Below are 13,661 nucleotides of genomic sequence, written 5' to 3' on the forward strand. Positions count from 1 at the left end.
GCAGCCGTGGGTGACCGGCCCCCCGCAATTCACCCGGGCGTCACCCGCTGTTGTGTCCATCTCATCGCCGAGTTACCCCCGGGGCGGAAGGGTCGGTGGACATGACGCCTCACCGACGCGCAACTGCCCTGACTCGCCTGCTCGTTGCCACGGCGACGGGCGCGTGTCTCACGACGGCGTGCGGGGTGGTCCCCGGTGGTCCGGGGGGCTCCGGGGACTCCCTCACGGTCATGACCTTCGCACCCATGGGCACCAAAGCGACCAATATGCCGGGTATGCCGGGCATGGCCAAGACCTACGAGCGCTGGGTGAACGCCAACGGCGGCATGAAGGGCCGCAAACTGCGCGTGATCACCTGCAACGAGAAGAACACCGCCACCGGCGCCGCCGACTGCGCCCGCAAGGCCATCGCCGAGAAGGCCGTCGCGGTCGTCGGCTCGTACAGCCAGCACGGGCGCGCCTTCATGGCCCCGCTGGAGGCCGAGGGCATCCCGTTCATCGGCGGCTACGGGGTCTCCGCCGAGGAGTTCCAGAGCACCCTGTCCTTCCCCGTCAACGGCGGGCAGCCCGCGCTGCTCGCCGGCGCCGGCCACCAGCTCGGCAAGGCCTGCTCCCAGGTCTCCCTCGTCCGCCCGGACACCCTCGCGGGCGACACGATGCCCGTCCTGCTGAACGCGGGGCTCAAGGCCAACAGCATGCCGGAGGCCTCCGACATCCGGGCCGCCGAGGACTCCGCCGACTTCAAACCGCAGGCCCGCGAGGCGCTCGGCGGCACCTCGACGGCGCCGGCCGCCCCGGCCGGCACGCCGGTGAACACCCCCGCGGCCCCGACGCCCCCCGGCCCGGTGTCCGCCACGCCTTCCACCGCCCGGAGCCCGAAGGCCCCCGGGGCGCCGAAGACCCCGGCCGCCGACCCGGCCAAGGACAAGAGCTGCGTGACGGCGGTCCTCGGCGAACGCACCGAGATCTTCTTCGACGCCTTCCGCCGCGTCGACACCCAGCGCAAGACGCAGATCTCCTCCGTCCTCGGCAGCATCAGCCAGGCCCTGGTGGACCGCACCGGCGGCAAGGACAGCCCCTTCGAGGGCGCCTACGTCACCAGCTGGTACCCCGTGTCGACCGACCCGCTGTGGGCGCCGATGCGCAAGGTGATCAGCGAGCAGGCCTTCGGCGACCACACCGTCGACCCCGACGACAGCGGGGCCCAGACCACCTGGATCGCGTACGGCGTCCTCGACCGGATCGTCCAGCGGTTCAAGAGCGACGAGGAGATCACCGCCCGCAAACTGGCCCGGGCCCTCAACCAGTCCCCGGGCGTCCACACCGGCAACCTCACCCCCGACCTGAGCTGGCGCTACCAGGACATGCGCGCCGTCGCCGGGTTCCCGCGCCTGGTCAACGGGCGGGTCAGCTTCCAGACCGTCCAGGCGGGCCGCCTCGTCGCCCAGCCCGGCGAGCAGAACCTCGACATGACCCCGACCCTGGAGCAGGCCCCCCGCTCCGCCTGACCGCGCGGGCGGGGCCGGCGCCCGTCAGAGCTGGGACTTGTCCCGCTTCGTCAGGCCGTACTTGGCGGCGATCGTGTTCCACATGGCCGCCGCCGACTCCTTGGCCTTGGTGGCCTCACCGCTCGCCTTGTTGCCGTCGGCCGCGTCGTCCGTGGTCTTGGCCTTGCCGTCCTTGCAGCCGCCCTTGTCACGGCCGGCGTCGTCCGCCCAGGCCGCGTAGCTGGTGTCGGCCTCCGCCGAAGCCTTCCAGGCCTTCGTGAGCGCGGCCGACAGACGGGCGTGGTTCGGGAGCAGGTCCACCTTCAGCTCTTGGAGCCGGGTGACCAGCTCCTCGCGCTGGCGCGCCGCGGCACGCAGGTCCTGGGCCGCCTGGCCCAGGTTCTTGCAGTCCTTGATGTCGTCCACGGCCTTGATCACCGAGGCCCGGCTGTCGCCGGCGTCCGCGAGCAGCTTGTCGAGCTGGACGGCCTGCGGGCGGGCCGGGTCCACCGCCGCCTCGCCGGGCGCCGCCCCCGAGCCGGCGGAACCGCTGGCGGCGGGGGCCACCGCTCCCGGGTCGGTGTTCTGGGCCTTGCCGTCGCCGAGCATCGCGCCCACCCCGAGCCCGGCCACGATCAGCCCGAAGACGGCGGCCGCGATGACGGCGGGCGGGATCCGGCGCGCGGGCGCCGGGGGCGGGGGCGGAGGCGCGTACTGCTGGGCCTGCTGCGGCTGTTGGAACTGCTGCGGCGGCAGGGGCGGCTGGGGCTGCTGGGCCCGGTGCGGCCCGCCGTGCTGCGCCGGGGCGGGCGGCGGGGTCCGGCGCGGCCCCGGGTCGGGGACGGGCGGCCGCTGCCGGCCGCGCCCGGTGGCATCGGCGTCGCCGTCGGCCCGGAACAGCGCGTCGAAACCCTCGGCGGCGTTCGCCGACGGCGCGCCGCCACCGGGGACGGGCGGCATGTACTGCGTGGCCTGCTCCTGCGGATCGGCCGGAACCGGCGGTATGTACTGGGTCGCCTGCTCCTGCTCCGCCGCCGGGACGGGAGCCATGTACTGGGTCGCCTGCTCGTGCGCCGGGACCGGCGGGATGTACTGCGTGGCCTGCTCGTGCGGATCGGCCGGAACCGGCGGTATGTACTGCGTCGCCTGCTCCTGCTCCACCGCCGGGACGGGAGCCATGTACTGGGTCGCCTGCTCGTGCGCCGGGACCGGCGGGATGTACTGCGTGGCCTGCTCGTGCGGATCCGCCGGAACCGGCGGAATGTACTGCGTCGCCTGCTCCTGCTCCACCGCCCGGACCGGCGGGATGTACTGCGTCGCCGCGTCCGGCAGCGGCGGGTAGCCGTAGCCGTGCGGGTCCCCCGGCCCCTCGAAGCCCGGGCCCACGACGTGGCCCGCCGGCGGCGGGTACCCGTACGCGGGCTGCCCGGGCTGCGACGGGGACTCGTACGGCGGCTCGTACGCGGGCTCGTACGGCCCCGCGTACTGCTGCGGTGCCTGGGGATCCGGCGCCGCCGGGTACCCGTACGCCGGGGGTGCCGGGGACGCCGGAGATGCCGGCGGCGCCGGGGGTGCTCCCCACGCCTCCCCGGCCTGCGGCCCCGGCTGCTGCGGGTAGCCGGGAGCCGGCTCCGGCTGTGCCTGATGCGGCGTCCCGGGCTGGGGGACGCCCCCTTGTCCGTTCTCCGTCACCGGGACTCCTTCTGCCTTCTCCGACTCGTCCGAACCCACGGAACCGTCGGGTCACGCTACCCGGTCACGCCACGCGCACGTCAGGCCGCCTGAACCTCCAGCCGCGCCCCGAACTCCCGCACGGCCGGTTCCTCCCGGTACGGTTCCAGCCGCGCCCGGAAGTCGTCCAGGTACTCCGCACCCCGCCGCGAACGCAGCGACCCCAGCAGTTCGGCCGCCGCCGTCGCCGTCTGGCAGGCCTGCTCCACCTCCCGCTGCTGCACCTGCGAGGCCGCCAGCAGCAACAGCCCGATGGCCCGGCGGCGGGCCTTCGTCGCGGGCAGGTGCCGCAGCGCCTCCTCGGCGCGCCTGCCCGCCGCGTCGGCCTGCCCGAGGTCCCGGTGGCAGTGCGCGAGCTCGTCCGCCAGGTAGGCCTGGTCGAAGTGGCGGATCCACACCGGGTCGTCGCCGGACTCCGGCTCGGCCCGCTCCAGCGCCGTCACCGCCCGCCCCGACAGCACCGCCGTGGCCCTGGCGTCGCCGAGCAGCGCGTGCCCGCGCGCCTCGGCGGCGTAGAACATCGCCTCGACCCGTGGCGTGACCTGCCCGCGCGTGCCCTCCTGCGCGGCCCGCGCCAGCTGCGCGATCTCCCGCGGATTGCCCAGCTCGGCGGCGAGGTGGCTCATGGACGCGGCCAGTACGTAGCCCCCGTACGCGCGGTCGCCCGCGGCCTGCGCCATCCGCAGGGCCTGGATGTAGTAGCGCTGGGCCAGGCCCGGCTGGCCGGTGTCCACCGCCATGTAGCCGGCCAGCTCTGTGAGCCGGGCCACCGCCGCGAACAGGGCCCGCCCGACCGGCTCCCGGTAGGAGCCCGCGATCAGCCCCGACACCACGGAGTTGAGGTAGTGCACCACCACGGGCCGCACGTGCCCGCTGCCGAAGCGGTGGTCGAGGTCGGTCAGGGCCTCGGTGGTCGCCCGTACCGCCTCCACGTCCGGCATCCCCACCCGCGCCCCTCCGCTGCGCGCCACCTGCGGGTCGGCGCCGGTGATCAGCCAGTCCCGGCTCGGCTCGACCAGGGCGGAGGCCGCCACGCTGGACCCGGACAGGAAGTCGCGGCGCCCCACGTCGCTGCGCCACAGCTCGCAGACCTGCTCGATGGCGCCGATGACCGTCGGGGAGAAGTGCAGGCCCACGCCGGAGGCGAGGTTCTTCCCGTTGGCCATGCCGATCTCGTCGATGGTGACGGTCCGGCCCAGCTTGCGGCCGAGGGCCTCCGCGATGATGCCGGGTGCCCGGCCTCGCGGCTGCTGGCCGCGCAGCCAGCGGGCGACCGAGGTCTTGTCGTAGCGGAGATCGAGGCCGTGCTCGGCCCCGCACATGTTGACGCGCCGTGCGAGCCCGGCGTTGGAGCACCCGGCTTCCTGGATGAGCGCTTGCAGCCGTTCGTTCGGCTGGCGCGCTACGAGAGGCCTGGCTGCCATGAAAACCCCCTGAGGCCGCGGGTGATCGATGGAATGATCACTTCCCGCCTGAAGTGCGGAGAATCTTCCGCTCTGCGACGTGTCGTTACCCAACGACCGCGCCCCGCCCTCCCACGCGCCCCCGCCCATGCACCCGTGCGCCCCGTATGCAGGATCGATGCAGCGCCCACCGGCTGGTTTACGGCCGTAACCCGGCGTGACCGAGGGAGTTGTGATGGGCGTGGAAGAGACCATCACAGTCACGGAGACCGCGCCCATTCCCCAGCAGCGCGGGGATCAACTGCTCGACCATGCCGTGCGGTACGTGGAGGAACGGCACTGGGACGTCTTCGCCGGCACGTGGCTGGAGCCCGGCGACGGCCGGGAGGTGTGCTCCTGCGGGGCGGCCGACTGCCCGGCGCCCGGCGCGCACCCGGCGGTCAAGGACTGGGCGTCGCTGGCATCGGGCAGCGCGGTGGGCGTGCGGCGGATCTGGGCCAAGCACCCCGGCGCCTCGATCCTGATGCCGACGGGCCGCACCTTCGACGCGATCGACGTACCGGACTCCGCCGGATTCCTCGCGCTGGCGCGGCTGGAGCGCACCGAGCGGACGCTCGGCCCGGTCGCTCTGACCCCCGACCACCGGATGCTGTTCTTCGTCCTGCCGGGCGCCGGGGCGAAGGTGCCGGACCTGGTGCGCAAGCTGGGCTGGCTGCCGCACGCCATCGACCTGGTCACGCGGGGCGAGGGGCAGTACGTGGCCGCGCCGCCGACCCGCTTCGGCGGCAAGGGGCCGGTGCAGTGGGCCCGTAAGCCCACTCCGGCGAACCGGTGGCTGCCTGACACCGAGGAGCTGATCGACGCGATCGCGTACGCCTGCGGCAGCGAGGCGGCCGCGGCCCGCGGGCGGCGCAAGCCCTGACCTCCTCCTTTGCCCGCGGCCGGCGCCTGACATACGTGTCCGCAAGTTCATGACATTCGTAACTGCTGAGGCCTCTTCCCTTCCTCCTATGGTGAGGACAGTACGACCACGGGGAACAGAACGAGAGGCAGGCGCATGCCGGACCAGGGTTATGCGACGGGCGGTACGGGCGGGACGGGTGGGGGCGCGCGATCCGCGCAGCCCGTGGCCGCCGTGCGGGTAGAGGGACTGTGGAAGCGCTTCGGCGAGCAGGTGGCCGTCGCGGGGATCGACTTGGAGCTGCCGGCCGGCCGCTTCATCGGGCTCGTCGGCCCGAACGGCGCCGGGAAGACGACCACGTTGTCCATGGTGACCGGGCTGCTGCGCCCGGACATGGGCCGGGTGGTCGTCGCCGGACACGACGTGTGGGCCGACCCCGTCGAGGTGAAGTCCCGCATCGGCGTCCTGCCCGAGGGGCTGCGGATGTTCGAGCGCCTCTCCGGGCGCGAACTCCTCGGCTACATGGGCCGCCTGCGCGGCCTGCCGGGCGAGGAGACCGACAAGCGCGCGACGCAGCTGCTCGACGTACTGGACCTCGCGGGCTCCCAGCACAAGCTGGTCGTCGACTACTCGACGGGCATGCGCAAGAAGATCGGTCTCGCGGCGGCGCTCCTGCACAACCCCGAAGTCCTCTTCCTGGACGAGCCGTTCGAGGGCGTGGACCCGGTGTCCGCGCAGACCATCCGCGGGGTGCTGGAACGTTACACCGCGTCCGGTGCGACCGTCGTGTTCTCCTCCCACGTGATGGAGCTCGTCGAATCGCTCTGCGACTGGGTGGCCGTCATGGCGGGCGGACAGATCCGCGCCGCCGGCCCGCTGGCCGACGTACGGGGCTCCGCGCCCTCCCTGCAGGCCGCCTTCCTCGAACTCGTCGGCGCCCGTGACCACGCCGCCGGCGACTCCCTCGACTGGCTCGGCGGCGCGCGATGAGCAGCGCCACCGCCGCCGCCTCCGCGGCCTCCGTCACCTCCCTCTTCGTCCGCCTGAAGCTCTCCCTGATGCGCAACGGCCTCAAGGGGTCGTCGAAGCGCAAGGCCGTCTGGATCATCAGCCTGGTGATCTCGCTGGTCTTCTCCCTCTTCGTCACCCTGGGCCTGGCGATGCTGCACGGCCACCTCCACGCCGGGACCGTGGTCGTCCTGCTGGCCGCGATCCTCGCGCTCGGCTGGACCGTGATGCCGCTCTTCTTCCCGACCGGCGACGAGACGCTCGACCCGAGCCGGCTCGTGATGCTGCCGCTGAGGCCGCGTCCCCTCGTACGGGCCCTGCTGGCCTCCTCCCTGGTCGGCACCGGCCCGCTGTTCACGCTCTGCATCGCCGCCGGCTCGGTGGCGGCGGTCGCCCACGGCCCGGCGGGCATCGCGGCGGCCGTGGTCGGCGCCCCTCTGCTGCTGCTCGCCTGCGTGGCGCTGGCCCGTGCCGTGGCCACGGCGAACGTACGGCTGCTGTCCAGCCGCAAGGGACGCGACCTCGCGGTGCTCAGCGGCCTGCTGATCGCGATAGGCGCCCAGGTCGTCAACTTCGCCAGCCAGCGCCTGTTCCAGGAGGGCGGTCTGGCCGCGCTGGAGCCGGTCGAGGCGATCGTGCGCTGGCTGCCGCCGGCGACGGCCGTCGGCATGGTGGACTCCGTGAGCGAGGGCGCGTACGGCACCGCCGCGGCCCAGCTGGCCCTGACCCTCGGCGCCCTCGCGGGCCTCCTGTGGTTCTGGGAGCGCAGCCTGACCAGCCTGATGGTCAGCCCGGACGGCTCCACCCTCGCGGCCGCGAAGCCCGAGAAGGACCGCGGCGGCGCCGGCGGCTTCTGGTCGCTCCTGCCGGGCGGACGCACCGGCGCGGTCATCCAGCGCACCCTGCGCTACGCCGTCCGCGACCCGAAGACGAAGTCCGCCTGGGTGTCGTCGCTGGCGATCGGCCTGATCGTCCCCGTCTTCAACGCCCTCCAGGGCACCGGCTCGGTCTACCTGGCCTGCTTCGGCGCGGGGATGCTCGGCGTACAGATGTACAACCAGTTCGGGCAGGACACCTCCGCCTTCTGGATGGTCGCCCAGACCATCTCCACCGCGCGCGACGCGTACGGCGAACTGCGCGCCCGCGCCGCCGCGCTGGCCCTGGTCACCGTCCCGTACACGGTCCTCGTCACGGTCGTCACCGCCGCCCTGGTGGGCGACTGGGCCGGCTTCCCGTCGGCCCTGGGCCTGGCGCTGGCCCTGCTCGGCTCGATGCTGTGCACGGGCGCGCTGGTCTCGGCTCACTTCGCGTACTCCATCCCCTCGGAGGGGGCGTTCAAGAACGTCGCCCCGGGCCAGGCCGGCCTCGCCTGGCTGGGCATCGTCTGCGGCATGCTCGCCTCGGCGGTGATCTGCGCGCCGGTGATCGGCCTGACGGTGTACGTCAGCCTGGCGGACGACCCGGGCACCCTGGGCCTGCTCGCCCTCCCCATCGGCATCGCCTGGGGCTGCGCGGCCACCTGGACGGGCCTGCGCGTGGCGGCCCCGGCGGTGGCCCGCAAGCTCCCGGAGATCCTGACGGCGGTCAGCAAGGGCTGACCGCCCTCGCACCCGGCAGGGGCCGGCGGTCACGATCCGCCGGCCCCTGCCGCCGTTTCCGCCCCCTGCCGCCCCGCTGTGTCGGCTCCGGGCGGCACGGCCAGGGCGCAGGAAGGCCGTTCAGGTCGGCTCCGGTGAGGTGGGGGCGCCCGTGTGGTGGCCCTGCGGTACGGCTCTGAACGCCCGGCGGTAGGCCGTCGGGGAGGTGCCCAGGGTGGCTGCGAGGTGTTGGCGGAGGGAGGCCGCCGTGCCGAAGCCCGCTTCGGCGGCGACCTGGTCCACCGGGAGGGCGGTGGTTTCCAGGAGGCGGCGGGCGTGGTCGACGCGGCGTCGGGCCAGCCACTGGCCCGGGGGTGCGCCGACTTCCTCGGCGAAGCGGCGGCAGAAGGTGCGGACGCTCATTCCGGCGTGGGCCGCCAGCTGCGCGAGGGACAGCGGCTCGTCCAGGTGGCGCAGGGCCCAGCTTCGGGTCGCGGCCGTCGTGGCGGCTTCCGGCTCCGGCATGGGGCGCTCGATGTACTGGGCCTGGCCGCCCTCCCGCCACGGCGGGACCACGCACAGGCGCGCCACCCGGTTGGCGATCTCGCTGCCGTGGTCGCGGCGGAGCAGGTGCAGGCACAGGTCCACCCCCGCGGCGACGCCGGCGGCCGTCAGGACGCGGCCGTCGTCGACGAAGAGGACGTTCTCGTCGACCTCGATCCGCGGGAAGGCCCGCTGGAAGCGGCTCGCCTCGTTCCAGTGCGTGGTGGCGCGCCGGCCGTCGAGCAGGCCCGCGGCGGCGAGTACGTACGAGGCCGTGCAGATCGAGACGATGCGGGCGTGCGGCGGGAGGAGGGCGAGGGCCTCGGCGAGCTCGGCGGGCAGCCACGCGCGGGAGGCGTCCGGGCCGCAGGTGAAGGGCGGGATGACCAGGGTGTCGGCCGTGCGCAGGGCCTCGCTGCCGTGGGGCACCGTGATGGTGAAGTCCGCGCTCGTCGTGACCGGGCCACCGGTCAGGCCGCAGGTGGTGACCTCGTACAGCGGCTCTCCGTCCGGGCCTTCGGCGGTGCCGAAGATGCGCACGGGGATGCTCAGTTCGAAGGGGTAGACGCCCTCCAGGGCCAGGACCACGACACGGTGCAGCACAGAAGCCATGGCAAGATCTTTTCAGATGGTGGCAGTCTTGCCACTCGTTCCGGTGGGGGCCGTCCGGAAGTCTTGCTCTCGGGACGGGGCCGCTGGGGCCCCGCCGAGAGCGGGGGTGGCGTCATGCGTGCGGTGGCTCAGGACGGGTTCGGCGGGCCCGAGGTGCTGAAGGTCGTCGAGGTGGAGCGGCCGGAGCCGGGGCCGGCCGAGGTGCTCGTACGGGTCCACGCGGCCGGGGTCAACCCGACGGACTCCTGGCACCGGGCCACCGGCGGGCTCGCCGGCGAGGTCGTCCGGCTCGGCTGGGACGTCTCCGGGACCGTCGAGGCGGTCGGGCTCGGCGTCACCACCCTCGCCCCGGGCGACGAGGTCTTCGGGATGCCGCGCCACCCCGTCCCGGCGGGGACGTACGCGGAGTACGTCACCTCCCCCGCCCGGCACCTGGTCCGCAAGCCCGCCGCGCTGAGCCACGTACGGGCGGCCGCGCTGCCGCTGGCCGCGCTCACCGCCTGGCAGGCCCTCGTGGACACCGCCGGGGTGCGCCCCGGGCAGCGGGTGCTGGTCCACGCGGCGGCCGGCGGGGTCGGGCACCTCGCCGTGCAGATCGCCAAGGCGCGGGGCGCGTACGTCATCGGTACGGCGCGCGCGGCCAAGCACGCGTTCCTGCGCGGGCTGGGCGCGGACGAGGTGGTCGACTACACGGCCGTCGCCTTCGAGGCGGCCGTCCCGCCCGTCGACGTCGTGGTCGACGCCATCGGCGGGGAGTACGGGCCGCGTTCGCTGCGCGCCCTGCGACCGGGCGGCATCGTGGTCTCCCTCGCCTCCCCGGCCGAGGCCCGCCTCGCGGAGGAGGCCCGCCCGCTGGGGCTGCGTGCCGCCTTCATGGCGGTGGAGGCCGACCAGGCGGGGATGCGGGAGATCGCCGCGCTGGTGGAGGCCGGGCTGCTGCTGCCGGAGATCGACACGGTGCTGCCGCTGGAACTGGCCGGGAAGGCGCACGAGTTGAGCGACAGCGGCCGGACCACGGGGAAGATCGTCCTTTCCGTCACCGACTGACCGGGCACCCGGCGGCACCGGCCCTGCGGCCCCTCTCCCCGCCGCGGCGGGGAGAGGGGCTCCGCTAGGAGACGGCCACCGCCTCCAGGAAGGGCTCCAGCGCCGCGCGCAGGGCGGCCGGCCGGTCGTAGTGGACGTAGTGGCCGGCGTCCGGGATCTCGGCGTACTGGCCGGCCGGGAGGACGCGGACCATCTCCTGGGCCTCCGCCCGGCCCAGCTCGCCGTCCAGGCCGCGCACGACGAGGGTGGGGCAGCGGACCTGGGCCAGCTCCTCCCAGTGCGCGTCGTGCACCCAGGTCTCGCGGACGGTCAGCATCTGGCTGCGGGAGAAGAGCGGGCGCCAGCCGTCCGGCGCCTCGTGCATCACCTCGGCGAAGAAGGCACCGCGGCCGGGGTCGGGGCGCTCCACCCGGGGGTCGTCCTCGCCGAACCAGCGGCGGGCGGCGTCCTGGGTGGGGAACGGCAGCGGCCAGCGGCGGAACCACTCCTGCCACTCCTGCTGGGAGGCCTCGCCGAGCGCGGAGGCACGCATGTCGCAGATGACGAGGGCCTGGACCAGCTCGGGGCGCCGGGCGGCGAGCTGCCAGCCGGTGAGGGCGCCCATGGAGTGGCCGATGACGACGGCGGGCCCGAGGTCCAGCTGCTCGATGACGGCCTCGGCGTCGGCGACGAAGGCCTCGCGGCCCAGGCGCGCGGCCCGCTCGGGTCCGGTCGCGGGATGGCCGCTGTGGCCGTGCCCGCGCTGGTCGAGGGCGATGACGCGGCGGTGCTCGCCCAGCCAGCGCGCGGTGCCGGCCCAGTGGAGGGCGCGGCCCATCAGGCCGTGGAGTAACAGGACCGCCGGTTTCCGGGGCTCCGCAGGCGGCTCCCGGAACTCCCAGGCGGCCAGGCGTACGCCGTCGGCACCCGTGACATCGATCCGCTGTACCACCGGAGATGCACCCCCTTCGCTCCCGGCCAGACTATCGAACCCGCATTCGAAAACGGGCGTCTCGCCGACAACACCGCTCTTTCGAGTGACCTTGCTCAAGGATTGGCCGCCACTGCCGATGGAGATCCTTTCAACAGGGAGGCGGGCCGCTCGGGGAAGACGGTCCGAAGGGGATGACCTTGAGAGCTCGGGGCTCCAGGTCAGCAAGGGGAGGACCGGTCCCGGCGCCGAAAGGCGCCGGGACCGCCTTGCGTCCGGCCGCCGACGCCGAGGCGCCGACGGCCGTCAACCCCCTGGGGACGTCAGCGCTTGGCGACGAACACGTGCGACGCGATCTCCGCGTCCAGCTCCGCGGCCTCCCCGCCGCTGCCGACCAGCACCCCGCCCGGGGACTCCGTCACGCTCACCACCGAGCCGGGCTGCACGCCCGCCCGGCGCAGCGTGTACATCAGCTGGGCGTCGGTCTGGATCGGCTCTCCGATCCGCCGGATGACGACCGTCTTGCCCTCGGTGCCCGGATCCAGCTCGGACAGGCTGAGCATGCCGTCCTCCAGGAACGGATCCGCCTCGGCCTTCTCCCCCAGCTCCTCCAGCCCAGGGATCGGGTTGCCGTACGGCGACTCGGTCGGGTGGCGCAGCAGCTCCAGTACGCGCCGCTCCACCGCCTCGCTCATCACGTGCTCCCAGCGGCAGGCCTCGGCGTGCACCTGCTCCCACTCCAGGCCGATGACGTCGACCAGCAGGCACTCCGCGAGGCGGTGCTTGCGCATCACCCGCGTCGCGAGCTTGCGGCCCTCGTCGGTCAGCTCCAGGTGCCGGTCACTGGCCACCGCGACCAGACCGTCGCGCTCCATGCGCGCCACGGTCTGGCTCACCGTCGGGCCGCTCTGGTCCAGCCGCTCGGCGATCCGGGCGCGCATGGGGACCACACCTTCCTCTTCCAGCTCCAGGATGGTGCGGAGGTACATCTCCGTGGTGTCGATCAGTCCGGACATTCGTGCCCCTCGGATTGCGTGCGCTGGCCCTGCCCCCAATTCTGACGCATCGGGCCGACAACCGTCCCGCGCCGAGCGTCAAGGCATGTACGGGACATCAGCCGGAGCGCATCGGCGCAGCACGGAGGACGGCGGCCCCCGGATTGACGTCCGTATTGACACGCCCTTGGTCCAGACCGCACGGTGAGCGGCGGACAGCACCCACACCCTGGAAGGGCCTACGGCGTATGAGCGAGAGCAAGCTGGCCGGGCAGTTCTTCGACGCGGCCATCGGCCTGCTGGAGCGGGTACGCGACGAGGAGGGCTCACGCATCACCGAGGCCGGCGCCGTGATCGCCCAGGCCGTCGCCTCCGGGAACCGGCTGTTCGCCTTCGGCGCCGGGCACTCCTCACTGCCCGCGCAGGACGTGGTCTACCGGGCCGGCGGACTCGCCCTGATGAACTTCCTGGCCGTCCCGGGCACGGTCGGCGTCGACGTCATGCCCGCCACGCTGGGCAGCGCGCTGGAGCGGGTCGACGGCCTCGCCGGCGCGGTCCTGGACAGCAGCCCGGCCTCCGCCGGGGACGTACTGGTCGTCATCTCGCTCTCCGGACGCAACGCGCTGCCGGTCGAGATGGCGATGAACGCGCGCGCGATCGGCCTGAAGGTCATCGGCGTGACGTCGGTGGCGTACGCGACGGAGACCAAGTCGCGGCACGTCTCGGGCACCTACCTGAAGGACCACTGCGACATCGTGCTGGACAGCAAGATCGCGGTCGGGGACGCGGAGCTGTCGGTGGACGGCATCGACGCGCCGTTCGCTCCCGCGTCGACGGTGGTGACCAGCGCGATCATGCAGGCCGTGATGGCGGCGGCGGCGGGCGAGCTGGTGGCGCGGGGGGTGGAGCCGCCGTTGCTGCGGTCGGGGAACGTGGACGGCGGGCACGAGTGGAACGGGCGGGTCATTCGGGAGTACGGGGACCGGATCTTCTTCCGGCACTGAGGGGCTGCGCTGCTGCGGGGGGCCGGAGTCCCCTACCCGCCCTTCGCCCGTTCCCCGGGCTGCGCCCGGACCCCTCCTGGGGGCTCCGCCCCCAGCCCCCCGCGCCTCAAACGCCGGCGAGGCTGAAGTTGCCGGCCGAGCTGGAGTTGGCTACGCAGCCCGTGCGTCTGCGGACCGTGTCCTGGGGGCCAGCCCCCAGACCCCCGCGCCTCAAACGCCGGCGAGGCTGAAGTTGCCGGCCAAGCTGAAATTGCTGGCCAAGCTGGAGTTCCGGCCAGGCCGGGTTCGCCGGTGCGGCTGAAACTGCCCAGCAGCACGGCTGCGCGGGCAAACACGGGCTGCCACGTAAGGGGGCGGGGACGGGGTGGGGTGTCGTCCGGGGCTAAAACGAGATGAATTCGGCGCGCGGTGCCCCGTACGACTCAGACCCGGAACAGGCGCCG

At 73.7% G+C, this 13,661-nt stretch carries 11 protein-coding genes; 6 read left to right on the plus strand and 5 right to left on the minus strand.

Annotated features, from left to right (window positions below; translation table 11 throughout):
- The first annotated feature begins 101 nt into the window (after window positions 1-101).
- Window positions 102-1,508: an ABC transporter substrate-binding protein gene (locus ACZ51S_RS33580; RefSeq protein ID WP_468479866.1), complete on the plus strand. Its 1,407-nt coding sequence runs from the start codon at window positions 102-104 to the stop codon at window positions 1,506-1,508.
- Window positions 1,509-1,532: 24 nt separating this feature from the next.
- Here ACZ51S_RS33580 and ACZ51S_RS33585 read toward each other — a convergent pair whose 3' ends face one another.
- Together ACZ51S_RS33585 and ACZ51S_RS33590 are read right to left on the minus strand one after the other, a co-directional pair.
- On the minus strand, window positions 1,533-3,179 hold the full coding sequence (locus ACZ51S_RS33585; protein ID WP_468963039.1) for a hypothetical protein: 1,647 nt from the start codon (window positions 3,177-3,179) through the stop codon (window positions 1,533-1,535).
- A gap of 80 nt (window positions 3,180-3,259) precedes the next feature.
- Window positions 3,260-4,642: a transcriptional regulator gene (locus ACZ51S_RS33590; protein ID WP_388945991.1), complete on the minus strand. Its 1,383-nt coding sequence runs from the start codon at window positions 4,640-4,642 to the stop codon at window positions 3,260-3,262.
- A 214-nt stretch (window positions 4,643-4,856) separates the two neighbouring features.
- Here ACZ51S_RS33590 and ACZ51S_RS33595 point away from each other — a divergent pair, with 214 nt between their 5' ends.
- From ACZ51S_RS33595 to ACZ51S_RS33605, 3 genes are all read left to right on the plus strand, one after another.
- Entirely contained in the window at window positions 4,857-5,543 is a 687-nt protein-coding gene (locus ACZ51S_RS33595) for a bifunctional DNA primase/polymerase (RefSeq protein WP_468479868.1), read from the plus strand.
- 135 nt (window positions 5,544-5,678) lie between these two features.
- Window positions 5,679-6,512 carry an ABC transporter ATP-binding protein gene (locus tag ACZ51S_RS33600; protein WP_468479869.1) on the plus strand — a complete coding sequence of 278 codons (834 nt, stop codon included), beginning with the start codon at window positions 5,679-5,681 and terminating at the stop codon, window positions 6,510-6,512.
- A complete protein-coding gene (locus ACZ51S_RS33605) occupies window positions 6,509-8,128 on the plus strand; it encodes a transporter (protein WP_468479870.1) in 1,620 nt (539 codons plus the stop codon). Before ACZ51S_RS33600 ends, ACZ51S_RS33605 begins: the two co-directional genes overlap by 4 nt.
- Window positions 8,129-8,248: 120 nt before the next feature.
- Here ACZ51S_RS33605 and ACZ51S_RS33610 read toward each other — a convergent pair whose 3' ends face one another.
- Window positions 8,249-9,262, minus strand: a complete 1,014-nt coding sequence (locus ACZ51S_RS33610; RefSeq protein WP_468479871.1) for a GlxA family transcriptional regulator — start codon at window positions 9,260-9,262, stop codon at window positions 8,249-8,251.
- A gap of 114 nt (window positions 9,263-9,376) precedes the next feature.
- Between ACZ51S_RS33610 and ACZ51S_RS33615 the strand changes: the two genes are divergently transcribed.
- Window positions 9,377-10,309 carry an NADP-dependent oxidoreductase gene (locus tag ACZ51S_RS33615; protein ID WP_468889321.1) on the plus strand — a complete coding sequence of 311 codons (933 nt, stop codon included), beginning with the start codon at window positions 9,377-9,379 and terminating at the stop codon, window positions 10,307-10,309.
- Between the two features lie 64 nt (window positions 10,310-10,373).
- On the opposite strand, the gene ACZ51S_RS33620 is transcribed toward ACZ51S_RS33615, so the two are convergent.
- Both ACZ51S_RS33620 and ACZ51S_RS33625 read right to left on the minus strand, forming a co-directional pair.
- The gene (locus ACZ51S_RS33620) at window positions 10,374-11,240 is read right to left on the minus strand and encodes an alpha/beta fold hydrolase (RefSeq protein WP_468479873.1); all 867 of its coding nucleotides are present in this window, start codon (window positions 11,238-11,240) and stop codon (window positions 10,374-10,376) included.
- 302 nt (window positions 11,241-11,542) lie between these two features.
- Window positions 11,543-12,235, minus strand: a complete 693-nt coding sequence (locus ACZ51S_RS33625; protein ID WP_388946010.1) for a metal-dependent transcriptional regulator — start codon at window positions 12,233-12,235, stop codon at window positions 11,543-11,545.
- A 227-nt stretch (window positions 12,236-12,462) separates the two neighbouring features.
- Here ACZ51S_RS33625 and ACZ51S_RS33630 point away from each other — a divergent pair, with 227 nt between their 5' ends.
- A complete protein-coding gene (locus tag ACZ51S_RS33630) occupies window positions 12,463-13,218 on the plus strand; it encodes an SIS domain-containing protein (protein ID WP_468479874.1) in 756 nt (251 codons plus the stop codon).
- Window positions 13,219-13,661: the final 443 nt, after the last annotated feature.

It is taken from the genome of Streptomyces sp. NPDC034043 (assembly GCF_055575675.1).